This is a genomic window from Arthrobacter sp. T572 (genome assembly GCF_056780115.1).
The window spans coordinates 4,103,070-4,126,738 of record NZ_JBRAZQ010000002.1; the positions used below are offsets into that span (position 1 = coordinate 4,103,070).

General features: G+C 64.1%; 25 protein-coding genes and 1 pseudogene. 9 read left to right on the plus strand and 17 right to left on the minus strand.

Annotated features, from left to right (window positions below; genetic code table 11):
* Positions 1-50: 50 nt before the first annotated feature.
* From ACUYMZ_RS20200 to ACUYMZ_RS20210, 3 genes are all read right to left on the minus strand, one after another.
* Positions 51-401, minus strand: a complete 351-nt coding sequence (locus ACUYMZ_RS20200) for a hypothetical protein (protein ID WP_481605622.1) — start codon at positions 399-401, stop codon at positions 51-53.
* A gap of 81 nt (positions 402-482) precedes the next feature.
* Positions 483-1,292, minus strand: coding sequence for a hypothetical protein (locus tag ACUYMZ_RS20205; RefSeq protein ID WP_481605624.1), 810 nt, complete (start codon positions 1,290-1,292; stop codon positions 483-485).
* Complete coding sequence (locus ACUYMZ_RS20210; RefSeq protein ID WP_481605626.1) at positions 1,285-1,974, minus strand: helix-turn-helix domain-containing protein; 690 nt, start codon at positions 1,972-1,974, stop codon at positions 1,285-1,287. The genes ACUYMZ_RS20205 and ACUYMZ_RS20210 overlap by 8 nt, the downstream gene beginning before the upstream one ends.
* 89 nt (positions 1,975-2,063) lie before the next feature.
* Here ACUYMZ_RS20210 and ACUYMZ_RS20215 point away from each other — a divergent pair.
* The 3 genes and pseudogenes from ACUYMZ_RS20215 to ACUYMZ_RS20225 all read left to right on the plus strand — a co-directional run.
* Positions 2,064-2,342 (plus strand): annotated as a pseudogene (locus ACUYMZ_RS20215) (NAD(P)-dependent oxidoreductase); the annotation flags it as partial.
* Positions 2,343-2,479: 137 nt separating this feature from the next.
* The gene (locus ACUYMZ_RS20220; RefSeq protein ID WP_426004811.1) at positions 2,480-3,091 is read left to right on the plus strand and encodes an NADPH-dependent FMN reductase; all 612 of its coding nucleotides are present in this window, start codon (positions 2,480-2,482) and stop codon (positions 3,089-3,091) included.
* A 113-nt stretch (positions 3,092-3,204) separates the two neighbouring features.
* Positions 3,205-3,597 carry a superantigen-like protein SSL4 gene (locus ACUYMZ_RS20225; RefSeq protein ID WP_426004812.1) on the plus strand — a complete coding sequence of 131 codons (393 nt, stop codon included), beginning with the start codon at positions 3,205-3,207 and terminating at the stop codon, positions 3,595-3,597.
* Here ACUYMZ_RS20225 and ACUYMZ_RS20230 read toward each other — a convergent pair.
* On the minus strand, positions 3,594-4,295 hold the full coding sequence (locus ACUYMZ_RS20230) for an HAD family hydrolase (RefSeq protein ID WP_481605629.1): 702 nt from the start codon (positions 4,293-4,295) through the stop codon (positions 3,594-3,596). The two genes, ACUYMZ_RS20225 and ACUYMZ_RS20230, sit on opposite strands and share 4 nt — an antisense overlap.
* Before the next feature lie 2 nt (positions 4,296-4,297).
* Complete coding sequence (locus ACUYMZ_RS20235) at positions 4,298-4,564, minus strand: hypothetical protein (RefSeq protein WP_481605630.1); 267 nt, start codon at positions 4,562-4,564, stop codon at positions 4,298-4,300.
* A 143-nt stretch (positions 4,565-4,707) separates the two neighbouring features.
* Between ACUYMZ_RS20235 and ACUYMZ_RS20240 the strand changes: the two genes are divergently transcribed.
* From ACUYMZ_RS20240 to ACUYMZ_RS20250, 3 genes are all read left to right on the plus strand, one after another.
* Entirely contained in the window at positions 4,708-5,349 is a 642-nt protein-coding gene (locus tag ACUYMZ_RS20240; RefSeq protein ID WP_481605632.1) for an NADPH-dependent F420 reductase, read from the plus strand.
* Between the two features lie 123 nt (positions 5,350-5,472).
* Entirely contained in the window at positions 5,473-7,047 is a 1,575-nt protein-coding gene (locus tag ACUYMZ_RS20245) for a phytoene desaturase family protein (RefSeq protein WP_481605633.1), read from the plus strand.
* Between the two features lie 126 nt (positions 7,048-7,173).
* Positions 7,174-7,953 carry a VOC family protein gene (locus tag ACUYMZ_RS20250; RefSeq protein WP_481605635.1) on the plus strand — a complete coding sequence of 260 codons (780 nt, stop codon included), beginning with the start codon at positions 7,174-7,176 and terminating at the stop codon, positions 7,951-7,953.
* On the opposite strand, the gene ACUYMZ_RS20255 is transcribed toward ACUYMZ_RS20250, so the two are convergent.
* The 8 genes from ACUYMZ_RS20255 to ACUYMZ_RS20290 all read right to left on the minus strand — a co-directional run bounded on the left by ACUYMZ_RS20255 (position 7,950) and on the right by ACUYMZ_RS20290 (position 17,236).
* On the minus strand, positions 7,950-8,834 hold the full coding sequence (locus ACUYMZ_RS20255; protein ID WP_481605637.1) for a PaaX family transcriptional regulator: 885 nt from the start codon (positions 8,832-8,834) through the stop codon (positions 7,950-7,952). The genes ACUYMZ_RS20250 and ACUYMZ_RS20255 overlap by 4 nt on opposite strands.
* A gap of 187 nt (positions 8,835-9,021) precedes the next feature.
* Positions 9,022-9,501 carry an acyl-CoA thioesterase gene (locus ACUYMZ_RS20260; protein ID WP_481605639.1) on the minus strand — a complete coding sequence of 160 codons (480 nt, stop codon included), beginning with the start codon at positions 9,499-9,501 and terminating at the stop codon, positions 9,022-9,024.
* 13 nt (positions 9,502-9,514) lie between these two features.
* Positions 9,515-10,885 (minus strand): MFS transporter, encoded by a 1,371-nt coding sequence (locus ACUYMZ_RS20265; RefSeq protein WP_481605641.1) that lies wholly within the window; start codon positions 10,883-10,885, stop codon positions 9,515-9,517.
* A gap of 2 nt (positions 10,886-10,887) precedes the next feature.
* Positions 10,888-13,287, minus strand: coding sequence for a bifunctional salicylyl-CoA 5-hydroxylase/oxidoreductase (locus ACUYMZ_RS20270; protein ID WP_481605643.1), 2,400 nt, complete (start codon positions 13,285-13,287; stop codon positions 10,888-10,890).
* Positions 13,288-13,310: 23 nt separating this feature from the next.
* Positions 13,311-14,978, minus strand: a complete 1,668-nt coding sequence (locus ACUYMZ_RS20275; RefSeq protein WP_481605645.1) for an AMP-binding protein — start codon at positions 14,976-14,978, stop codon at positions 13,311-13,313.
* 46 nt (positions 14,979-15,024) lie between these two features.
* The gene (locus tag ACUYMZ_RS20280) at positions 15,025-15,891 is read right to left on the minus strand and encodes an acyl-CoA thioesterase (protein ID WP_481605647.1); all 867 of its coding nucleotides are present in this window, start codon (positions 15,889-15,891) and stop codon (positions 15,025-15,027) included.
* Between the two features lie 2 nt (positions 15,892-15,893).
* On the minus strand, positions 15,894-16,376 hold the full coding sequence (locus tag ACUYMZ_RS20285; RefSeq protein WP_144660639.1) for a cupin domain-containing protein: 483 nt from the start codon (positions 16,374-16,376) through the stop codon (positions 15,894-15,896).
* Between the two features lie 29 nt (positions 16,377-16,405).
* Entirely contained in the window at positions 16,406-17,236 is an 831-nt protein-coding gene (locus ACUYMZ_RS20290) for a fumarylacetoacetate hydrolase family protein (RefSeq protein ID WP_481605649.1), read from the minus strand.
* Between the two features lie 137 nt (positions 17,237-17,373).
* Between ACUYMZ_RS20290 and ACUYMZ_RS20295 the strand changes: the two genes are divergently transcribed.
* From ACUYMZ_RS20295 to ACUYMZ_RS20305, 3 genes are all read left to right on the plus strand, one after another.
* Positions 17,374-17,772, plus strand: a complete 399-nt coding sequence (locus ACUYMZ_RS20295; protein WP_216927234.1) for a RidA family protein — start codon at positions 17,374-17,376, stop codon at positions 17,770-17,772.
* A 41-nt stretch (positions 17,773-17,813) separates the two neighbouring features.
* Positions 17,814-18,158 (plus strand): iron chaperone, encoded by a 345-nt coding sequence (locus ACUYMZ_RS20300; protein ID WP_481605651.1) that lies wholly within the window; start codon positions 17,814-17,816, stop codon positions 18,156-18,158.
* Between the two features lie 152 nt (positions 18,159-18,310).
* Positions 18,311-20,140: an FG-GAP repeat domain-containing protein gene (locus ACUYMZ_RS20305; protein WP_481605653.1), complete on the plus strand. Its 1,830-nt coding sequence runs from the start codon at positions 18,311-18,313 to the stop codon at positions 20,138-20,140.
* Between the two features lie 43 nt (positions 20,141-20,183).
* Here the strand turns inward: ACUYMZ_RS20305 and ACUYMZ_RS20310 are convergent, their stop codons facing one another.
* Genes ACUYMZ_RS20310 through ACUYMZ_RS20325 form a run of 4 tightly spaced genes read right to left on the minus strand, consistent with a single transcriptional unit; the run spans position 20,184 to position 23,604 of the window.
* A complete protein-coding gene (locus ACUYMZ_RS20310; protein WP_481605655.1) occupies positions 20,184-20,981 on the minus strand; it encodes an IclR family transcriptional regulator domain-containing protein in 798 nt (265 codons plus the stop codon).
* Between the two features lie 24 nt (positions 20,982-21,005).
* The gene (locus ACUYMZ_RS20315) at positions 21,006-21,674 is read right to left on the minus strand and encodes a 3-oxoacid CoA-transferase subunit B (RefSeq protein WP_481605658.1); all 669 of its coding nucleotides are present in this window, start codon (positions 21,672-21,674) and stop codon (positions 21,006-21,008) included.
* A 2-nt stretch (positions 21,675-21,676) separates the two neighbouring features.
* Positions 21,677-22,381 (minus strand): 3-oxoacid CoA-transferase subunit A, encoded by a 705-nt coding sequence (locus ACUYMZ_RS20320; RefSeq protein WP_481605660.1) that lies wholly within the window; start codon positions 22,379-22,381, stop codon positions 21,677-21,679.
* A 5-nt stretch (positions 22,382-22,386) separates the two neighbouring features.
* Positions 22,387-23,604, minus strand: coding sequence for a thiolase family protein (locus tag ACUYMZ_RS20325; RefSeq protein ID WP_481605662.1), 1,218 nt, complete (start codon positions 23,602-23,604; stop codon positions 22,387-22,389).
* Between the last annotated feature and the right edge of the window lie 65 nt (positions 23,605-23,669).

Genomic DNA, 23,669 nt, shown 5'->3' on the forward strand with positions numbered 1-23,669 from the left:
GCCGAGCCGGCGGTTCGGCTTCATCGGGCCCCCTCCCCTGGTGTCCATATTCACGGTCTCCGATGAACCCAGTCCACGGGATAGCCGAGTTCCTCGAGCCTCAGAAGAATGGGCTCCAGGCTGAACGCGTAAATAGTCCAGTCCATGTAATGCTTGCCCCGGACGGCAATGCAGTCGCGGGTCAGCAAACCCGGAGCCCTGAAGATCTCGGTGACCTGGGACCGTTCGACGCCCCATGGTCCCAAAAGCCGGGCAAACCCCATGCGGGCACGGAACTCCAGTCGTTCCTGCGTTGCCAGGAGCTCGATAAAGGGCCACGTAGCGGAGAGTTTCTGATCGCTGAAGCCGATGACCACACGGAACGGTTCCATGGGTTCTCCACCCTCCGGGACTGAGCTCATGGATTTGAGCCTATACGTCTTGGGATCGGCAAGGAGTTCAATTCAGTTCAACAATCCAGCAATTGCGCGCTACGCCCCCTGCTACCCCTCTTTGAGCGTGTTCACCCGCGGGAGCTGCAGCGGGTTGCTGGCCAGGATGCGTAGAGCGTCCATCGCGGGTGTCCGATCAGCTTCGTCAAGGAGTTGCCAGGAGCGGTGGTCCGGATTCTCAAGCACGCTTTGGAGCGTGAGGATGCGGGACCTATCGCTGCCGCCCATCGCTTTGGCAGTGGTCAGTGGCGTCTTGATCGTGGCGCACAAGACCACGGCGTCGTCGAGGTGCCGGTCCCGATCGCGGGAGTCCTCCCGGTAGGCCGCACCTTTCAAGACCAGGGCACCAAGCGCGTTGGGGATGCTGATGAGGACAGACTCGCCGTCGCCGCCGACAAGTCGGCAATTGACGGTCCGCTTCAGAGCCTGCGTGCCGCCGGAGACTTGGAAGGGCTTGCGGCCACCGAGGGTGGGAACTTTAGCCTCCGGCAAGTGATCAGCGATCATGACGTCGATCTGCTGCTTGCCGCAGACGAACCGGTGCGCAGGAGCGTCGTGGTCGATGGACCTCTGCAGGGTGTAGCCCAGCCCGCTGAGCGCTGCTGACACCGACGACGTCGTGGCCGCTCCGGTCTCGATATGAAGCACGATGTCCACGTCGGCGGTTGGTCGGGAGACGGGCAGGCCGGCGGCCGCGGAGTGCAGCTGGACCATGAGGCCGCCCACGAGCGTCCACTGGGTGGAGGGCAGCGTCCTGGCCAGCTCCAGACACTGCGGCCATGGCGAGCCCCCACCTCCTGGCAGTATGGAGACGTCCCAAATTTCCCGGCCATTGGCCGTGGCCGCGGCAGGCTCAGGCATGAAGCAGCTCCTCGATGACGCGCTTGCCGGCGGTGCGTTCCCGGGTGGCCAGCGACCCCATCAGGTCCACGGCCACGGCGGCGACAGGTACCCTGCCCTCGGCGAACGGCTCTACCAGCTCGACCTCATGGATGATGGCGTTGCCGGACGGGTCCTCAACAAGACCCAATGAATCAGCCAGCGCCTTGGCGTCTCCGGCCATGACATAACCTTCGGCGATGCCGCTTCCGCCGGCCATGCCGAACGTTTCGGCAGTGGATTCGTCCTGCATGGCGGCGGCCCCGCTGGCGATCAGGTGATGGCTGAGCCGATCCAGAGCCTCCTGTGTAGCTCTATACCGGAGAACATGGTCCTTGTGCCTGGCGAGGGTGCAGACAGCGGCCGCATCGAGTCGCCGCAGTCTGCTTTTCAGTCGGGACTTCTCCGATGATGAGATCCACGTGGGGTTCTGCCCGGACAAGAGCGCCAGCGCTGCCCAAGCTGTCTTGGCAGTCCACGCCCGGCCTCGGCGCGTGCCGATTGCGGACAGTCGTTCGACGGAGGCCGTGTCGAGAAGGATGGACCGGCCCACGCGCCCGATGACAGTGAGCTGTCCGGATTCAACGAGCTGGCGCACCGACACCTGGGTTATTCCAAGACGTTCCGCGACTTCTCCCGTTGAGAGTCCTTTGATTCGCTCCACCCACTAATGCTTTCCCGCGAAAGCATTAGTGTCAATACACTAAAACTTTCTTGAGAGAGCAATAGTGTCATCCCCGGGGCAGTCAGATCATCGGCGCCTCGAAGATCGGCCGCCACGTGATCCGGCTCCTGGCTCCCTACTACCTCGACACCGTTGTCTCCGACCCCTATCTGGACGATGCCGCGGCGGACGCACTCGGCGTCGAACGCGTCAGCCTGGACGAGCTCGTGGCGAGCTCCGACGTCGTGAGCCTCCACGCGCCGTCGTTACCTTCCACGGAGAACCTCATCCATGCCGGGCTGGTGGCGAAACTGAGGAACGGCGCCACATTCATCCACACCTCCCGGGGCGAACTCGTGGACCAGGACGCACTGCTCAGCCGGCGCAGACTTGGGGGGCTGCGCCGGACCCGCTTCTCAACTAGGGTCGAACGTGAGCTGGGGGCAACCAGCCTCCGCACGTCGACGCGCCGGTCACGGCCGTGCCGTCGGGAAGGAATGCCGCCATGGATACATTCAAGATCGGTTATTTCGTGGGTAGCCTCTCAAGCACCTCCATCAACCGGACCCTCTCCAAGGCGCTCATCAGCGTGGCGCCGCCCGAACTCGAATTCCATGAGATCGAAATCAAGGATCTCCCCCTGTACAGCTCCGACTACGACGCCGACTTCCCGCCTGCGGGCAAGGCGCTGAAGGATGCGATCGCCGCGTCGGACGGCATCCTGTTCGTCTCGCCTGAATACAACCGCTCCATCCCGGGCGCCCTCAAGAACGCCATCGACTGGGGATCCAGGCCGTGGGGCACCAATTCGTTCGCCCGAAAACCCACCGGAATCATTGGCGCCTCGCCGGGCGGCATCGGCACTGCGGTGATGCAGTCCTCCATGCGCAGCGTCCTGAGCTTCCTGGACGCGCCGCAGCTGAACGCGCCGGAGGCGTACATCCGCTTTGTCGCGGACGCGTACGACGACGACGGCACCGTTAAGGACGAAGGGACCGCCGGGTTGCTGCGCCACTACATGGAGGAGTACAGCGCTTTCGTCCAGCGCGTCCTGGCCGCCAACGCGCCGGGCCATATCGGCGACCTGGAACCGGATTCCGCCAAGCTCACCCGCTAGCCCCACCAGTGGGTGCCGGGTGCGAGTGCACGCGTCACCCACACTTTTACCGATTTAGTCAGTATGCTTACTACCATGAGGATGCACGAACACGCCTACCCCCAGGAGAAACGATGCTTCGCAGATTAGCCCTGACCACCGCAGCCCTGACACTCTTCGGCGGAGCGTTGCTGTCCACGGGCGCGGCCGCCACTGCCGCCACGCCCTCAACTGTTCAAGCACATGTTGCCGCAACCAGTCCCACGCCATCCCAGGGCCCCAGCAATCCCTCCGGGCCGTCAACGGCCACGCCAACCAACCCCGGCCCCTCAGCGGGTACCTCCGAGACTCCCAACCCGGCCAGCAGCGGACCGGCCAACCCGGGCACGGGCGAGTCGGAACCCCAGGAACAGACGCGCACTGACGTCACCCCGTGGATCCTTGCGGCAATTGCCGCAATCATCGTCATCGCGCTGATCATCTGGGCGGTTCGCGGGCGCGGCCGCAACAAGGAAGTCAGCCGCTAAGGTCGCGGAATTTCCGAGGCCAGGCGTCCGATCGCACTGCCCTCAAGGTTCTCCAGCAGGTGCCGCGGATTGTCGTAGACTTCCGCGGCACCTGCGTCGCGCAGTTCAGCCTCGCTGATTCCGCCGCAGGTCAGCGCGATGGCGGGAACGTCGATCGCCGCAGCCGCCTTCACATCCCAGACCGCGTCACCGACGAACACCACATTGGGCGCATCCACTCCAAGTTTCTCCAGGCACGCCACCAGGATGTCGGGAGCCGGCTTGCTCTCCTTGGCGTCAGCCGAACTCGTCCATGCATCGATGGACGTCCCGGCATCCAGAAGCCTCCGGCTGACGTCCAGGTCGCGCTCCTGGGCCGATGACGCCAACCCCACCGCCAGACCCGCATCAGAGCAGGCTGCCAGCAGGTCCCGCGACGAGTCGAACGGCCTCAAGGACGGCCAAAAAGTGGAGAAAACTGCACCATGGGCGTTCTTGAGTTCCTCCTGCATCTCCTCAGTACAGTCAGGAACCAGATGCTGGATCAGCCTGTCACCGCCCATGCCCACCGAGCGGTGGATGTTGGAGAGCTGGACGTCCAGGCCCTCCCGCCGAAACGCCTGCCACCACGCAAACGCGTGAAAGTAGCTTGAATCGATGAGCGTCCCGTCAACATCGAAGAGAACGCCCCGCTTGCCTCCTTGCGCAGACCCGGCCATGGCTACCCGACCTCGGCGCGCAAGGGCGCGGCCCCGGCCAGCGCCCGGTCCATCATGAACTCTTCGGACTCCAGCAACGCATACCGCTCCGCCGAACCTTGCCGCAGCAGCCCCGTCCCCGCGACTTCCCGAAGCGATTCCACAGCACGGACCGCCTCGTCCTTTGATGAATAGCGCCTGGACAACCCCATCAGCGAGTCCTCGCCGTCTACCATCAGCACGCGGTAGCCCCCATCGGGAGCATCAACCAACTCCAAGTGACCAGCCATTCCCAACCTCCTCGTACGTGATGATCGTCTGCTTAGTAAGATTACTTAGTATATAACTCCCGGTTGACGTCCGGGACCCAAGGCGGGCCGACATACTGCGTAACGCTGGAAATACGCGTCTGCAACTTCCTGTTGCCGTAGATATGACAACAATCGGAATCATCGGTGCAGGACACATTGGCAGCCAGGTCGCACGCAAGGCCGTGGAACTTGGATACGACGTCGTCATCAGCAATTCACGCGGACCGGAAACCCTCGCGGCACGCGTTGCCGAACTCGGGCCCCGCGCCCGGGCCACGACGGCGGCCGAAGCAGCAGCGGCAGGCGATTTCGCCGTCGTGACCGTACCCCTCAAGGCCTACCGGGACATCCCGGTGGAGCCCCTCGAAGGCAAAATCGTCATCGACACCAATAACTACTACTGGGAGCGCGACGGCCGCATCCCCGAGCTCGACAAGGGTGAGGCCACCACGTCCGGGCTGCTCCAAAAGCACCTCCCCACCTCCAAGGTAGCCAAGGGCTTCAACCACATCGGCGCCGCGGACATCACCACCGACGGAAGCCCCGCCGGCACCGCGAACCGCCGGGCACTGGCTACTGCAAGCGACTTCCCGGAGGCCGTGGAACTGGTCACCCGGCTCTACGACGAGTTCGGTTTCGACACCGTCAACATCGGGCCGCTTGAGGAGAGCTGGCGGGTCGAACGCGACCGGCCCGCCTACGTGGTGCGGCAGAACGCCGTCGAACTGCGCGAGAACCTCGCCAAGGCGACCAGAACCATCTGAGCAACCACGACGGCGGGCAGGCACCTTACGCTTGCCCGCCGGGCGGGTGCCGCGAGACCAAGGGTTGCTTACGTCACGGAGCAATTCCGGTAAGCAGCGCCACGCCATGGCTAGTCTCTCGGCATGGATAACACACACTTCGACGCTGTCATTGTGGGCGGCGGACATAACGGACTCACGGCAGCTGCCTATCTGGCCAAGGCCGGGAAAAGCGTGGCTGTGCTTGAACGCGACAACCACTTCGGTGGCGCCGCGGTTTCGGCCGGGGCCTTCAAGGGTGTGGACGCCCGCCTGTCCCGCTACTCCTACCTGGTCAGCCTGCTGCCGGAGCAGATCATCCGTGAGCTGGGGCTGGACATCAAGCTCGCAAGGCGCAGGTATTCCTCCTACACGCCCAACCCGCTCAACGTGGAGACGGGACTGTTAATTGACGGCGACGACGCTCAGGCAAGCCGCAGTTCCTTCGCCCGGGTGGGCGCCGGCGAGGACTTCGATGCCCTCCAAGGCTTCTACGCCGACACCGAGAAACTGGCCCGCGCTTTGTTTCCCACGGTATGCCGGCCGCTGCCCAGCCGCTCGGAAGCACGCGAACTGCTCGGCGATGACCAGCTGTGGGCTGACTTCATCGAAAATCCGTTGGGCACCGTTGTCACGAATCGCCTATCGCACGACCTGGTGCGTGGCCTCGTGGCAACCGATGGCCTGATCGGCACGTTCACTTCCCTCGACGATCCCTCCCTGGACGCCAACCGCTGCTTCCTCTATCACGTGATAGGGAATGAAACGGGAGACTGGGACATTCCGCTGGGCGGCATGGGCTCGGTGTCCAGGGAGTTGGAGCGCGTGGCCCGGGAAGCCGGGGCCGTCCTCTTGGCCGGCGCCGAGGTCACGGACATTTCCGACGGCGGTACGGTCCGGTTCCAGCGTGGCGGGGTCGTTCAGGAGTTCCACGGCGAGCGCGTGCTGGCCAACGTGTCGCCGTGGGTGCTCGGCCGTCTCCTGGGCGACGCTTCGGGCATCCAGGGCGAACGCCCCGAGGGTGCGCAAATCAAGGTGAACCTGCTCCTGCGCCGGCTTCCCGGATTGCGGGATACGTCTGTGTCACCCGAAGCAGCTTTCGGCGGCACCTTCCACATCAACGAGGGCCATGGCCAGTTGGAGGCGGCCTACCGGTCCGCCTCAGAAGGCCGGATTCCTTCACCGCTGCCCTGCGAGATCTATTGCCATTCACTGACCGACCCGAGCATCCTGTCCAAGGAACTTGCCGCGTCAGGCGCACAGACCCTCACCATTTTCGGCCTGCATACACCGGGCCGGCTGGTCACCGAGGAGAACAACGAGCAGATGCGGGCCGAGCTCCAGGCCGCCGTGCTCTCCTCGCTCAACTCCGTCCTGGCCGAACCGGTGGAGGACCTCCTGCTCACTGACGCCGACGGCAATCCGTGCATCGAAGCGAAAACCACGCTGGACCTTGAGCACGCCCTGAATATGACCGGCGGCAACATCTTCCACGCCAAGCTCCAGTGGCCGTTCCTTGAAGACGACGAACCCCGGAAAACGCCGGCCGAGCGCTGGGGTGTCGGTACCGGCCACCCGCGGGTGTTCCTGTGCGGGGCGGGGGCACGCCGGGGTGGCGGGGTCAGTGGACTGGGAGGCCACAACGCCGCCATGGCGGTCCTGGAGGATTTGGGGAACTAAATCCCCGGTTCGTGACACGAATCAGGGCTGAAGCACACAGGATGGGTGGCTGCTTCCCCGGGGTCCGGCGCATAGGGCGCCCGGGGAGGCGGTAACGCCCGGAATTCCTACCCTGAGGAGTCACGAATGACCACCAAAATCTCCACATGGCCCCCCGGCACACCCATGTGGGTCGATCTGTCCATCGATGACGTTGAGTCGGCCAGGGACTTCTATTCCAGACTCTTCGGCTGGGGCTACACCTCCGACGACGACGCCGGGGGCTACCTGCTGGCGCACCTCGACGGGCATGCGGTGGCCGGTTTGGGGCCCAAGGATGATGCCGCGCTGCCGCCGTCGTGGACCACCTTCCTGTCCTCCGACGACGCCGGGGCCACCGCAGCGCAGGTCAAGGCAGCAGGTGGCCGGCTTCTGGTACCGCCCTTCGATGTCATGGATGCCGGCCGCATGGCTGTCGCGGCCGACTCCGGCGGCGCGGTCTTCGGCATCTGGCAGGCCGGCAACCATATCGGGGCGGAACGCGTCAATGAGCACGGTTCCCTGTGCTGGAATGAGCTCCACACCCGCGATTACTCCGCGGCCCGCTCGTTTTACGCTGACGTCTTCGGCTTCAGCTACCACGACATCGACGGACATGACATGGTGTACTCCACGTGCCTGCGCCCAAAGGACGGGCGCGAAGTGGCCGGCATCCAGCTGGACGGCGCGCTCCCCGGGGAAACACCGGACTACTGGCTGACCTGGTTCGCCAGCGACGACGTCGCTGCCACGGCGGCGCTGGCCGAACACCTCGGGGCAAAGCTCCTCATGCCCGTCAGTGACAGCCCGTTCGGCCGCATGGCGATCGTGCAGGGCCTGCAAGGGGAAGTCTTTGGACTCATCGCCGTCGCCCCGGCCGAAAACTAAACCACTGCCGGATCCATTGCTCCGGCGATGATTTCGTGCGCGTACTCCGCAGCAAGCGGAGCGGCGAGGCGGTGCACGGCCTGGAAAGTCCTGCGCACTTCAGGGCCGTGCCAGTCCGGCGGAAGGTAGTCCGAAGGAAGGTTGGGGTCGCGGTAAGGGAACCGGCGCCACATGGTGAGCATGGGGATGTAGTACCGGAAAGCGTCCCGCCGCAGTTCTTCCGTGGAGCGCGCCAAGGCAGAATCCGGGTCGCCGCCCACGCGGTCGGCCCACAACTGCCCGGCTCCGCGGTACAGCTCAAGGAATGCGGTGAACTGGCCATCGAGTTCCTTGAGGTCCCACCATTCGGAGATCTTGGGACGCATGGGCCCGTCAAAGACGTAGTCGCTGCGGAATAAATCCACGAATTCGATCAGTCCGCTGGCCGTGAGTCGTTCCCGAGCCTGCTCAAGCTTGTGGGCGGGGGCGATCCACACCCCGGAAGCCACGGAGCCGAAGCCAAGTCCGGACAACGCCGAGCGCAACTGGTGACGCCTGTTCCGCATCGATTCCGGGACAGAGAAGACTGCCAGCACCCAGGTGTCCACCGGCGCGGGTTGCTCTGGCGCGAAGATCCGCCGGTCACCTTCGCGGAACACGTCACTGATCGACTCAGCGATCTTGTACTTGGCAATGCCGCCTTCACGGACGCTCTTCAGCACACCTTTTGCTTTGAGCCGGGACACCGAGGACCGCACTCCGGGGGCGTCGTAGCCGAGCGTCCCCAGCATGGAGATCAGTGCCGAGACCGGCAGGGCGTCACCCGCATTCCGCCCGTAGAGGCCGAAGATCGTCACCAGGAGCTGCTGGTGACGAACGGGCGGTGCCGGGACGGCGAACATAGAAACTTCCTCATTTCCGCGCCGGAGTCCAGGCGCCAATCATGTTCATCATAAGTTGCCGGCAAGCCGGGTCCTGGATGATCACGACGGCGGCACCCGCACCTTGGGGGGGTCGCGGGGCGACGTCCCACGCCCACTCACCCGCCGAGATGGCACTTAATGACAATCCCGGGCTCCCGGACTGTCATTAAGTGCCATCTCGCGGGGATGAAACCGGGCCCTGCACAGCCCTGACCAGATGTTCCGGCCAAGGCTGTGATGCGGTGGTTCCGTTGGGAACGTGGACCGTGGTGACCGTCCCGAAAGCGGCCACTACGCTGCCTGCCGGTGTGCCGCCGTCGTCGGTACCGCCGTCGTAGTTCTTGTCCGCGGAGGTTTCGAGCGGGTGACCCACCACCTCGAACCCCAACGTGAGCGACGTCCGCCCGAGCTGGTGGACCCTGACCGTCGCGGTGACGCGCTGGCCGAACCACAGCTTTGACTTGTAGTTGACTACCTGCTGGACGCGCGGCGCGTGGGGGAAGTAATCCGGCAGTTGGAGTTTCCGGAAGAGCTCGGCTTCGGCGGCTTCCACCCAGCGCAGGACGGCCGAGTTGTGCTGGTGGCCCGAGGCGTCGGTGTCCACCCATTCCACCGTCCGGGTGACGCTTGCTTCCGGAAACTCCATGACCTGCCCTTCCTTACCGGGCCGGGACGTTGGCGTCCTCGGCCTCCGGGTCGGTGCTCGCTGCCGCCACCGGCTGCTCCGGCTGCGGCTTGGGAATGAGCGCGACGGCGGCCGCGGCCACCACGGCGATTCCGGCAAAGATGGCGAAGTTCGCCTCGAACGGGAGCTTGGACCCCGCAATCCACCCACCGATCAACGGACCGGAAATGGCACCGAGCCGGGCGAAGCTGAGGGCCCAGCCCGTGGCTGTGCCGCGGACCTTTGCCGGGTAGTAGTCGGCGATGTAGCCCGTGAGGACCAGTGAAGTGGAGATGGATCCGATGCCCGCGAAGGCCACGAACAGCAGGTTGACCACCATGGTGTTCGGGAAGACGAGCAGCATGATGCCCAGGCCGCCAAGGATGTAGAACACCACCAGGATGAGCTTCTTGCCGTACCTGTCTGCTGCACGTCCCAGGATCAGGCCGCCGATGGCCGAGGCGAGGCTGAAGACCAGGAGGAAGGTCAGGGAGGACCCGAGGTCGTAGCCTGCTTTCTTCATGATGCTGGGCAACCAGGTGTTGAGGCCGTAGACCAGCACCAGGCCACAGAACAGCGAGATCCAGAAGAACACGGTGGAGCGGAGGTACTTCAGGGAGAACATGGTGGTGATGGTCTTCCACCACGGATCAGCCGGAGCGGCTTGGGAGCCCGGCGTAGCTGCAGCAACAGTGGGCCGGTAGTCGCTGATCCTCAGCTTGGAAGCCAGCGCTTCCACTTCGGACCGGCGACCCTTTGACTCCAGGTATTCCAGGGATTCGGGCAGGAACTTCCAGATGACCGGGATCAGCAGGACAGGGACGGCGCCGATCGCGATGACCGCGCGCCACCCGCCCAGCGGCAGGACGAACAATGCCGCCAGCGCCGCGGCCACAATGCCCAGCGAGTAACCCGAATACATCAACCCATAGTTGTAGGAGCGCTTGTTCGGCGCCGAGTATTCGATGGTCAGGGCAGCGGCCACCGGGATGACACCGCCCATGCCAAGCCCGCCGATGAGTCGGAAAATTCCGAAGATTTCCGGAGTCGGAGCCCAGGCGGCTCCTGCCTGGGTCAGCGTGAAGATCGCCATGGAGGCGAGCAGCATCTTCTTCCGGCCCACGAGGTCGCTGAGGGTCCCGATGAACAGGGCACCGATCAGCATGCCAATCAAGGCATATGAGCCAAGGCCACCCAGGGCCAGCGGCGAAAGGTTCCACTCCTTGTACTCGGCGAGTGCGGGAAGCACGGCACCCAGCACGCCGACGTCGTATCCTTCCGCAAGGATGGCGAGCCAGCAGCAGAACAGCACCACACCGGTGGTCCGCTTGGGGACGTTCCAGGTGTTCACGGAGGCGGCGGCCATGGCTACTTCACCAGCACCGAAGCTGCGGCCGACGCTGCTGCTGCAGGCGTCCAGCGGAGGTGGGCGTTGAGTTGTTCGGCATCGGGCTCCTTCAGGAGGGACAACCGCGGGCGGACGGCGTCCGTGCGGGAGCTTGGCGGCTTGCGGCGCCCGGCACGGAACTGGGGGATCCAGTCGGCGCCGGGGCCTTGGTATTCCTGCTCCGCGGCTGCGTGCAGGGTCCACTGGGGATCGTACAGGTGCGTACGGCCAAGGGCGATCAAGTCGGCACGTCCGGCGAGCAGGATCGAGTTCACGTCGTCGTAGCTTGAGATGGCGCCGACGGCGATCACTGCCACGCCTGCCGGAGCGGCAACTTCCTGGCGGATGCGGTCCGCGAACGGGGTCTGGTAGCTGCGTCCGAACGCGGGCTTCTCCTCCTTGGCGACCTGGCCGGTAGAGACATCAAGCCCGGCGGCACCATGCTCAACAAACGCCTTGGCGATGGCGACCGAGTCATCCGAGGTGTTGCCGCCGTCGATCCAGTCCGTCGCGGAGATCCGCACCGTCACCGGCTTGTTGGCAGGCCAAGCCGCACGGACGGCGTCGAAGACTTCCAGCGGGAACCGCAGCCGGTTCTCCAGGCTGCCGCCGTATTCGTCCGCGCGCTGGTTGGAAACCGGCGAGAGGAAGGAGGAGAGCAGGTAGCCGTGGGCCGCGTGGATTTCCAGGAGGTCGAAGCCTGCCTGCTCCGCGCGCTTTGTTGCTGCGACGAACTCGGCCTTGATGGCGTCCATGCCGGCGCGGTCCAGTTCCTGCGGGGTCTGGTTTCCGGGGCCGTACGGAAGGGCGGATGGTCCGACGGCGGTCCAGTTGCCGGAGTCGAGTGGCTGGTCGATTCCTTCCCACATAAGCTTGCTGGAGCCCTTGCGGCCCGAGTGACCCAGCTGTGCACCGATTTTGGCGGTGGAACGGAAGTGTACGAAGTCGACGATTTCCTTCCAGCTGTCCCGCTGTTCGTCTGTGTAGAGGCCGCTGCAGCCGGGGGTGATGCGGCCCGTTTCGGAGACGCACACCATTTCCGTCATCACCAGTCCGGCGCCACCCAGGGCCTTGGAACCCAGGTGGACTTTGTGGAAGTCGCCGGGGATGCCGTCAGTGGCGGAGTACATGTCCATGGGCGAGACGATGATGCGGTTCTTCAGTTCCAGTTCCCCGATGCTGAAGGGCTGGAACATGGCCGGGGCCACCTCGGTGAGGCCCTGGGCTGCGGCGAAGTTCCGGTCCACGGCGTCGGCGAACTCAGGATCACGCAGTCGCAGGTTCTCCTGCGTGATGCGCCGGCTGCGGGTGAGCAGGTTGAATGCGAACTGCGTGGGGTCCTGATCCTTGTACTGGCCGATGCGCTCGAACCATTCAAGGGAAGCCTGCGCGGCACGCTGGGTAGAGGCCACCACGGGACGCCGTTCGGTTTCATAGGCTTCCAGGGCTGCCTCAACCGTGGGGTGCTCGTGGAGGCAGGCAGCCAACGCAAGGGAGTCTTCCATGGCCAGCTTGGTCCCGGAGCCGATGGAGAAGTGTGCCGTGTGGGCGGCGTCGCCCACCAGGACCACGTTGCCCTTGCGCCAGCTCTGGTTGCGGACCGTGTTGAAGTTCAGCCACTTGGAGTTGTTGGAGAGGACCTCGTAGCCGGCCAGTTCCTCAGCGAAGATGTCACGGATCTTGGCGATGGCCTTCTCGTCGGAGACACCCGGAGGGAACACCTCATTGGCGGTCTCATCGAAGCCGGCCGCATGCCACACGTCCTCATGCATCTCGACGATGAACGTGGAGCCTTCGTCCGAGTACGGGTAGCCGTGGATCTGCATGACACCCCACTCGGTTTCCTTCACGAAGAACTTGAAGGCCTCGAACACCTGGTCCGTTCCGAGCCACATGTACTTGTTGGTGCGCGGATCCAGGTCAGGGCCGAACGCGTCGGCGTACTTGGCGCGGATCTGGGAATTCACGCCGTCTGCTGCGAGGACCAGATCGTGGTTGGCTTCCAGCTCCTCGATGGCCGGTGCCATGGTGCTGAACCGGACATCCACGCCGAGTTCGATGCATCGCCGCTGGAGGAGTTCCAGCAGTTCCTTGCGGCTCATGGCAGCGAAGCCCTGGCCTCCGACCGTGATCATTTCGCCGCGGAAGTGGATGTCGATGTCGGACCAGCGGGCGAAGCGGCGGCTCATGTAGTCGGCCACTACGGGGTCGGCGTTGCCGATGCCGCCGAGGGTCTCATCGGAAAACACGACGCCGAACCCAAAGGTGTCGCTCGCGGCGTTCCGTTCCCAGAGGGTGATGTCGTGGGACGGGTCCAACTGCTTCATCAGTGCTGCGAAGTACAGGCCCCCCGGGCCGCCTCCGACGATTGCGATCTTCATGGTGTTGCTCCTTCTCGGGCCCGCTACGCCTGGCTTTGGCCGGCGGCGGTAAGTTCCTGTGTCTCTGGTTCTTCTGCGAGGACGCGGTCGCGCAGCTTGAAGTGCTGCAGTTTGCCGCTGGGATTGCGTGGAAGTTCGGTGACGAAGCGGACATCGCGCGGGTACTTGTACGGGGCGATGGTTTGCTTCACGAAGTCCTGGATTTCCTTGCGCTTGGCCGCGTCTCCTGTGACGCCTTCACGCAGGACCACGAACGCGCACACGATACTTCCGCGTTGCTCATCCGGGATGCCGATGACCGCGTTTTCCACGACGTCGGGGTGCTGGTCGATGGCAGCCTCAACCTCGGGTCCGCCGATGTTGTACCCGGAGGAAACGATCATGTTGTCCGAGCGGGCCTGGTAAGTGAAGTAGCCGTCCTCGTCCATGGAAAAGGTGTCTCCCGTGACGTTCCAGCCGTTCACCACATAGTTGGCTTGCCGGGGATCATCGAGGTAGCGGCAGCCCGTGGGGCCAATGACGGCGAGGCGGCCGGACTGTCCCGGGCCGAGTTCCTTGCCGTCCTGGTCCAGGATGGTGGCTCGGTAGCCCGGCACGGCCTTGCCGGTGGTACCCGGACGGATGTCGTCCCCGGCCGCCGAGATGAATACGTGCAGCATTTCCGTGGCGCCGATGCCGTTGACCAGACGCAGGCCGGTAGCCTCGTGGACGGCCTCCCACGTTTCCTTGGACAGGTGTTCGCCCGCGGAGACGGCGATCCGAAGACCGCTGAGCAGATCGCCGCGCTTCTCCTTGAGGATGGCCCGGTAGGCCGTCGGAGCGGTGAAAAGCACCGTGGCTCCGGCCTCTGCTGCCCGCTCAGCGAGTTCCACGGGTCCGGCCTTCTCGGTCAGCAAGGCCGATGCGCCGAACCTCAAGGGGAAGACCACCAGTCCGCCCAGGCCGAACGTGAAGGCAAGCGGGGGAGATCCCGCGAAGACGTCATCCGCCGTGGGCTCCAGGATGTACCGGGCAAAGGTGTCCGCATTGGCGAGGATGTCGCGGTGGAAGTGCATGGTCACCTTGGGCACACCCGTGGTGCCTGACGTCGGGCCGAGCAGGGCAACGTCGTCCGAGGACGTGTCCACTGGCGTGAACTCTCCACTCTTGCGCGAGCAGCGGGAGATGAGGTCGCCGTCGTCGTTCTTTCCGTACGTCAGGACCGTGACGTCATCACCTGCGGCCACCGCGAGCTCGTCCACGAAGCGGTGGTCGGAAATCGCCACAACGGGCTTTGTCAGCTCGATGATCGTGGAGACCTCGGTGGAGCGCAGCATGGGCATGGTGGTCACCACCACGGCGCCGGCTTTCAGTACGCCGAGCCAGGCAGCCACGATCCACGGGTTGTTCGGTCCCCGCAGCAGGACGCGGTTACCGGGGACGACGCCAAGGTCTTCGGTGAGGACCTGGGCCACCTGGTTGGAGCGGGTCTGGAGCTCGCCGTACGTCAAGACAACGCCGTCCGGGGTGCGGAGGGCGGGGCGGTCGGCGCCGTGCCGGGCGACAGCGTCGTCGATCAGCACGGCGGCGGCGTTGAGCCGGTCCGGGTAGTTCAGTTCGGGGAGGGGGAATTCGAACGCCGGCCAGGTATCGGTGGACGGCAGGTGGTCTCGGGTGAACGTGTCCACGTGGGCCGATGGCAACATGCTCATGGCCGTTCCTTTCAGTGGTGCGTCGTTGGGGCTGGGGATGGGGGTTTCAGGCGCGGATCATGCCCTCTTGGGCGACGGTTGCCAGGAGCCGTCCCTGACGGTCGAAGAAGCGGCCCATGGCGAGGCCGCGGTTGCTCTGGCCGGAGATGGCTTCCTGGGCATACAGCACCCAGTCGTCCACCCGGCCGTCGCGGTGGAACCACATGGAGTGGTCAAGGCTGGCGGTGGCGAGGCCGGGGCTGGACCAGTTGAGGCCGTTGACCCGGAGCAGTGGTTCCAAGATGGTGTAGTCGCAGACGTAGGCCAGTGCCGTGCGCTGGAGGTTGGTGTCATCAGGCAGGGTGTCGAAGGCTTTGACCCAGATGGACTGCTGGGGGGCGGCTCCACCCTCCATCTCGACATATACCGGACCGGGAATATGCCGCATGTCGAAACTACGGCCGGCTGCCCAGTAATCAGCGGCCGGGCCTTCGCTTTCGGTGAGCGCCTCTGCTGCGGAGCGCAGCGATTCAGGCTCGACGGCGGCAGGCGCCTCAGGCTGGAAGTCCGGCCCGTCTTCGGGAACCTGGAAGGACCCCATCGCGGCATACACGGGCTTGCCGTTCTGGAAACCCCGGACCGTGCGGGTGGAGTAGCCGCGACCGTCGCGCAGGCGCTCGATTTCGTAGCGGACCGTTGAACCGATATCCACGGGGCGCATGAAGTAGCTGTGCATCGAGTGGAGTTGCCGGTCGGCATCCACTGAGCGCATCATCGCCGCTGCGGCCTGGGCCACCATGTCTCCACCGTAAGCCTTGGGCCACGGAACGTACTGGGTAGTGGCCTCATACGCTTCGTCGAAGACCTGGGGTTCGGTCTTTGTCAGCTCAACAGCGCGGAGGAAGGTCTCCGATGTCAGGGTTCCCGTGATCATGGCTATGCCCGGCGGTAGTCGGCGAGGGTCTCGTCAGGGACGTCCTCGAGGTTGACCACGAGGTTCTCCGGCGTACGGGCGGTCAGCCAGACAAGTTCCTCGGTGACAGACATGTTCGCCTCGACGTGCGGCATGAACGGCGGCACGAATACCCAGTCGCCGGCCTTCATGTCGATGAACTCTGAGTAGTTCTCACCGAAGTAGATCCGGCCGTGGCCGCGGAGAACGTAGCCGCCGGTTTCCGCTTCGCCGTGGTGGTGCGGCAGCGAGCGGTAGCCGGGAGTGTTTGAGACCTGGCCGAACCAAATCTTGGTTGCCGGGGTGTGCTGGATGCTGACGCCGGAGACGCGGATGCAGTCGCCGGACTGGGCCGTGTTGGTGTCCTCTGCGCCGGCACGGGTGACGACGGGAACTACTTTTCCGTCGGGCTGGGCGTAGATGGAGTTGTCGCCTTCAAGGCGGTATTCAGTGGTTGCCTGGCTCATGGTCTCTCTCCTTGTATTAGGCGGTGTTCTTAGGCGTGGACGGGTGCGTGGATGCGGAACTGGTTTTCCAACCGCCCGATCCCGTCAATTTCGGTAGTCAGCGTGTCGCCGTCCTGCAGGAAGCGCGGCGGGGTCATGCCCATGCCCACTCCCCCGGGCGTCCCCGTGAGGACTAGGTCGCCCGGACGAAGAACGGTGAACTGCGAGATGTAGGACAGCAGTTGCGCCGGTCCGAACACGAGCGTGCGGGTGTTTCCGTTCTGGACGAGCTCGCCGTTGACGTAGCCCTTGACCTGGAAGTGTTCCCCGGCCTCGTCCGCGGTGACCAGCACCGGGCCGACCGGAGTGGTCCGGTCCCAGGCCTTGCCCTGGAACCACTGCAGCGTCCGGTTTTGCCAGTCGCGCATGGAGACGTCGTTGGCAACGGTGTAGCCGGCTATTGCCTCGCGCGCCTGGTCCTCGTCCGCTTGGTACAGCTCGGAACCCACGACGACGGCCAGCTCGGCTTCCCAGTCGACGCGCCCACTCCCGTGGACTTCTACAGGATCGTTCGCGCCGACCAAGGTGTCCGCATACTTGGCGAACAGCGTGGGGTACTCGGGGAGATCCCGGCCCATCTCCTGAATGTGGTCACCGTAGTTCAGGCCACAGCAGATTACCTTTCCGGCATTGGGGAGCAGGGGTGCGAAGTCAGGATTGCTGACAGCTTCTCCCTCAGCTGCTTCGGCTACGGCCCTCCAGTTGTCCTGGGCCAGGAGTGCGCCCACATCACTGGCCGGAAGCGTTCGGTAAGTGCCCTCGCCAGTGGCGAGTGCCGCCGTCGTACGTCCGCCCGAAACGCGCAGGGTGGCTAGTTTCATCGCTGGGTTCCCTTCGAGATATTCGATGTGTCGACTTTTTTACGATCGTCACATATGCTCAACGTAGCAGGGCGGGAATGATCTGCATAGGGGCTTTTCAAAAGTTTTCGCAACTGTCACAACCGAGGAGGACCACCATGAGCCACAAGACCATCAACCCGGAATCGCTGCCCAAGCCGTCCGGATTTGCCCACGGCATGCTCGCCGGAAACACCGTGTTCCTGGGCGGGCAGACAGCGCTGGATAAAAACATGAACATCGTGCCCGGCGGGATAGTGGAGCAGTTCACACAGGCGTTTTCCAATGTCCTCACCACGCTGCGCGAAGCCGGCGGCCAACCCGAGGATCTGGTCAACGTGACCATCTACCTCACCGACGTGGACGACTACATGGCCAACGGCCGCGAAATCGGGCGCATCTGGCGCGAGATGGCCGGCTCGCAGTACCCGGCCATGGCGGGCATCGGAGTCACGAGGCTCTGGCAGAAGGAAGCCATGATCGAAATCCAGGGCATCGCGGTGATTCCGGAGCGTTAGGCCTCTGGCCTCGGCTCTTGGGCGTGCGGCAGCATAGCCGTATGGGAACAGTCACCGAGTACTTGGAAAACGTCAGTGCTGCCAACCGTCCGGCGTTGGAGAGGATCGTTGCCATTGCGCGCGAGCTTGCGCCGGACGCGGAAGAAGGCACCAGCTACGGAATGCCGGCACTGCTCGTTGACGGCAAGGGCTTCGTCAGCGTTCAGGAGGCCAAGAAGCACCTGGCGTTGTACCCGTTCAGCGGGCAGATCCTGCCGGAGATGTCCGAGGAGCTGGGCGGGCACTCGTGGTCGCCGGGGACGCTGCGGTTTTCATCGGAGAATCCGGTGCCCGACTCGTTGGTGCGCCGGATCTTGGAGACCCGGCTGGCGGCGATCCGGAAGTAGGGCGGGGCCTTCTGAGGTAGGCCAAAGTGGCTGTATCCTCAAACGGATCGGCTCATCTCGCCGACTTCGAGACGTACAACTTGGGGGAACTCTTGCGTCGCCACTCAAACACGCCCGCATCCTCGCTTCCGAGGGCGCTAAGAACGATTGCAATGGTCCTTGGCATTGCGCTGGCGTCGGCGCTTACCGCACCGGCGACGCCAGCTCTGGCAGTGGGCACCGCCAACCCACCGCGACCGGATCTGGTGTCTGCGAAATGGTCTTCGGCTACTAATGTGCTGAAAACGGGCGATACCGCGAAAGTCACCTTCAGCCTCACATTGCCGGCGCAGAAGGTCGAATTTCAGTACCAAGATGACTCGCTGGCAGAGCTGCGGTCAGTGGTGTGGGAGGGCTCCGGGACAACAGGACCCTTCACGGCCGTTGCCACCGCTGCAGTTGACAGCACCTACTACGCCGGCAATCAGCGGCTCAAATTCGTGATCGTCTCCTACCTATGGGAGAAGCCCGACGGAACAACGGCGACTATGCAAACCTACTTCTCCAGGGACACAGGTGCTGTCTATCCCCGTGACGGCGGCGGGGATTCCCGGATACAGAACGTGGACTTCACCGTGGACAATCCGGCGCGGCCGCTGAAAACACTAACCAACCTGTCACCGCCCACGGTCGAAGTCATGGAAACCTACGACATGAGCACGGTTGGCGCAGTCGACGTCGTGAGGGACCCCGGACAATGGTCCGAGCCCGTCCCGAAGTTCTATGTGGAACCGTTCATCGGCGGATGGTTGCAGGGCGGATGGACAGACGACCCTGGCCCGGTAGTGGCCTACGGGATTCCGGGGAAATCGCTCCTCGTCAGGTACACAACCTTGAAACCCGGCTACAGGCCGGTGACCCTCTCCACGGCCCAATTCACTCCAGCCGGTGCACCTGTCCCGAAGGTCACGGGAAACCCTTGGTTCGGCGAAACTTTGAAGGCGAGCCTCGACCCATCAACCGTCTTTGGTCTCCCCGCGGCGGCTAAGCCGACTATCACGTTCGACTGGTACAACGAAGCACATGAACGCATCGGTTCCGGCTCCACGTACACCATCCAGGCGTCGGACGCCGGGCGCAGCATTCGTGCGGTGGCATTGATCCGCCATAACGGCAGGCTCGTCGGCCTGATAGGCGCCCCAACCATGGATTACCCCGAATTGAACGTCTCTCCCGCGGTCTCGAACCCCACCCCAAAGCGGAACTTCGGCGGGGGCTCAACGAACAACCTAATCGCGCGGACAAGTTGGGGCGACCTCATCCAGCACTACACGATCTCCAAGTACAGGCATGAGTCCCAGCCCTATATCGGCTGGGGGTGGGGAGCCTTCAACCTCTTGATCACGCCGGGTGACTTCAACGGAGACAGCCTTCCTGACGTCCTGGCGCGTAAATCCAACGGAGAACTGTGGCTCTATCCCGGGGATGGCAACGGGGGCTGGTTGACGGCCAGTGTGGTCGGGTGGGGCTGGCAAGGCATGACCGAACTCATCGCCCCCGGAGACTTCGATGGCGATAAGCGAATGGATATCCTGGCAAAGGACGCTTCAGGAAAACTGATTCTCTACCCGGGGAACGGCCGCGGCGGATGGCTTTCACCACGTCAGGTCGGACAAGGCTGGAATGTCTTCGACAAAGTCTTTTCCCCCGGAGACTTCGACGGTGATTCGCATCCGGATGTCTTGGCTCGGGATAAGAACGGTCAATTGCATCTCTACTCATCCAATGGAGGAAGCGGCTGGTTCGGCTCTCGGATCATTGGGACTGGCTGGTCGTCAATGAAATTCATTGGCAGTGCCGGAGACTCTGACTTCGATGGCTGGAATGATCTGTACGCAGTGGACCAACGCGGCGATCTGTTGATCTACCCGTTCAACTCCGGAAGCTGGAAGCCACGGAAGAATCTGTCACCTGGGTGGGGCACATACACCGCACTGTTCTAGCAGTAGGGCTTGGCGCTGGCCCAGGTTCTTGTTCGGCCTTGGGTCAGTGCTTGGCGGAGACGTCCTGCGAGATCGCATCCGCAGTGGCCACAACCGCCTCCCGCACAGAATCCAGATAGTCCTCCGGCTGCGCGGCGACCGCTTGCGCCTGAAGGGACACGTTGATCGCCGCGACGGTATCGCCGTTATTGCGGTTGTGAACCGGCGCCGCTATGGACATCAGGCCGAGTTCCAGCTCCTGGTCCAGCAGGCACCAGCCTTGCTTCCGGACACGCTCGACGGCGGACCTCAGCTCGGGCGCGCTGGCTACGGTTCGAGGGGTGAGTGGCTTGAGTTCAGCCTTCTCCAAGTAGGCATCCAGCTTTGCGGGCGGCAGGCCAGCGAGCAATACGCGGCCCATCGAGGTGGCGTACGCGGGGAACCGGGTGCCCACGGTGATGCCCACATTCATGATGCGCCTGGTGGCGACGCGGGCAACGTAGAAGATGTCCTGGCCGTCCAAAACAGCAGCGGAGGTGGACTCCCCGAGTTTCAGGCTCAGTTCCTCCAGGTGCGGCTGGGCGAGCTGCGGCAGGGACAATGCCGAAAGGTACGAATACCCCAGCTGCAGCACCTTGGCCGTGAGCGCAAAGGTCTTGCCATCGGTCCGGACGTAGCCGAGCTCTACCAGCGTGTGCAGGAATCGCCTGGCCGTGGCCCGCGTCAGATCGGTGCGGGCAGCGACTTCACTGAGCGTCATGACCGGGTTGTTCGCGTCGAACGCCCGGATCACCGCAAGACCCCGCGCCAACGACTGTACGTACTGGTCGCTGGCCTGCGGGGTCGTTGCGGATTCGCTCATGGTTACCCATCCTAGTTTGGAGAGCTAGGCCCCGGCCTTCAGCGGCAGCGGGACGAGTTCCTGGATTTCCTCGAAGGTGCAGCCGAACGTTTCGCGGACGGTGACACCTTCGGGTCCGGTGAGGAACACGGCTTTGTCGGTGTACACGCGGGTGACGCAGCCGACGCCGGTGAGCGGGTAGGTGCACTGTTCCACCAGCTTTGACGCGCCGTCACGGGTCAGCAGGGTCATCATCACGAACACGTCCTTGGCGCCGGTGGCCAGGTCCATGGCGCCCCCGACGGCGGGAATCGCGTCGGGTGCGCCGGTGTGCCAGTTCGCGAGGTCACCGGTAGCCGAGACCTGAAACGCTCCGAGGACGCAGATGTCCAGGTGCCCGCCGCGCATGATCGCGAACGAGTCGGCGTGGTGGAAGTAGGAGGCACCGGGCAGTTCCGTGACGGGGATCTTCCCGGCGTTGATCAAGTCACCATCAACGGCATCCCCCTCGGCGACAGGGCCCATACCGAGCATCCCGTTCTCCGTGTGGAGGGTGATGTTCTGGTCTTCGGTGAGGTAGTTCGAAACCAGCGTCGGCTGGCCAATGCCCAGGTTCACGAACGAGCCCGGGGCGATATCGCGGGCCACCAACTGGGCCAGTTCATCGCGGCCGAGCGGCTTCTCGGAGGTCTGGATGCTTGTCTGCGTGCCCATACTCAGGCCACCTTTCCGTTCGAAGAGTCAGCAGCTGCTTCAGAAACAGCGCCAACCCGGACCACCGAATTCACGTAAATTCCCGGCGTCACCACGTTCTCCGGGTCCAGTGAACCCGTGGGCACGATCTCGGAAACCTGCACGATGGTGTGCTTTGCCGCAGCGGCCATGATGGGCCCGAAGTTTCGGGCGGTCTTGCGGTACACGAGGTTGCCCTTGCCATCGGCCTTGAGTGCCTTGATCAGGGCAACGTCGGCGTGGATCGGCGTCTCGAAGACCTGCCATTTCCCGTCGAGGAACCGGGTTTCCTTGCCCTCGGCCAGCGTGGTGCCATAGCCCGTGGGAGTGAAGAAGCCGCCGATACCGGCCCCGGCAGCGCGGATGCGTTCGGCAAGATTCCCCTGCGGGACCAGTTCCAGTTCGATCTCCCCCGCGTGGTACTTGGCGTCGAAGTGCCAGGAATCGGACTGCCGCGGGAAGGAACAGATCATCTTCCGCACCCGACCTTCCTTGATCAGCAACGCCAGGCCCTGGTCACCCTGGCCGGCGTTGTTGTTCACCACGGTCAGGTCCTTCGCACCGCAATCCATCAGCGCATCGATCAGCTCGAACGGCTGCCCGGCATTGCCGAACCCACCGATCATCACCGTGGAACCGTCCTTGATCCCGGCCACGGCCTCGCCAACAGTGTCAATGAAATTCAACATCGCCCTTACGCTCCTTCAACGCCAGAGGTTACGTTTTCCAGCACCACGGCCAGGCCCTGCCCAACGCCGATGCAGATCGCAGCCACACCCCAGCGCTGGCCGGAGGCCTGCAGCGAACGGGCCAGCGTGCCAAGGATCCGGCTGCCGGAGGCTCCCAACGGGTGGCCCATCGCGATCGCACCGCCGTGGCGGTTCACGATCGAGGGGTCGATCCCCCACGCATCAATGCATGCCAGCGACTGCGCGGCGAACGCTTCATTAAGTTCGACGGCGCCAACTTGGTCCCAGCCGATGCCCGCCTTCGCGAGGGCCTTGTTGGCGGCCTCCACCGGGGCAAACCCGAAGAATTGGGGATCGTTGCCGTGCGCGCCACGGCCTCCAATGCGGGCCAGCGGCTCCAACCCCAGAATCCCAGCCGCAGCCTCCGACCCGATCCACGCCGCCGAAGCACCGTCAGACAACGGCGAGGCGTTCCCGGCGGTGACCGTGCCGCCGTCGGGCCCTGAACCCTCCGGACGGAACACCGTCTTCAACCCGGCAAGCTTCTCCGCCGAAGAACCGGCACGGATGCCCTCATCACGGACCAGGTCTGTACCGGGAACCGCCGTAACCAAAGAATCGTAGAAGCCTTCGTTCCACGCAGCGTCGGCCAGGTTGTGCGAATCCGCCGCAAAGGCGTCTTGCCGCTCACGGGTGATCCCGTACTTCTCGCGCAAGCGCTCGGTGGCCTCGCCCAGGGAAATGGTCCAGTCCTTGTTCATGGCCGGGTTCACCAAACGCCAACCCAGAGTGGTCGACGCCAGAGTCATGTCACCGGCCGGGTAGGGCTTGGACGTCTTCGGCAGCACCCACGGGGCACGGGACATCGACTCGGCCCCGCCAACCAGCACCACATCGGCGTCGCCGGCGTTGATCTGGCGGGAAGCAATGATCGCCGCATCCAAGGACGACCCACAGAGACGGTTCACGGTGGTCCCCGGAATCGAGACGGGCAGGCCGGCCAGCAGCGTCGCCATCCGCGCGACGTTGCGGTTCTCTTCGCCGGCACCATTCGCGTTCCCGAACACCACCTCATCGATCCGCTCAACATCCAGCCCAGGCGCACGCTTAACCGACTCCCGGACCACATGGGCCGCGAGGTCATCCGGACGGATGGCAGCAAGACCGGACCCGAACTTGCCAAAGGGCGTGCGCACGGCGTCGTACACAAAAGCCTGGTTCATAGGATTTCCTTCGTTTCTTGATACCCAACTGAGTCGCATTTGTGCGCGTTTTGAGGGGTCTAAAC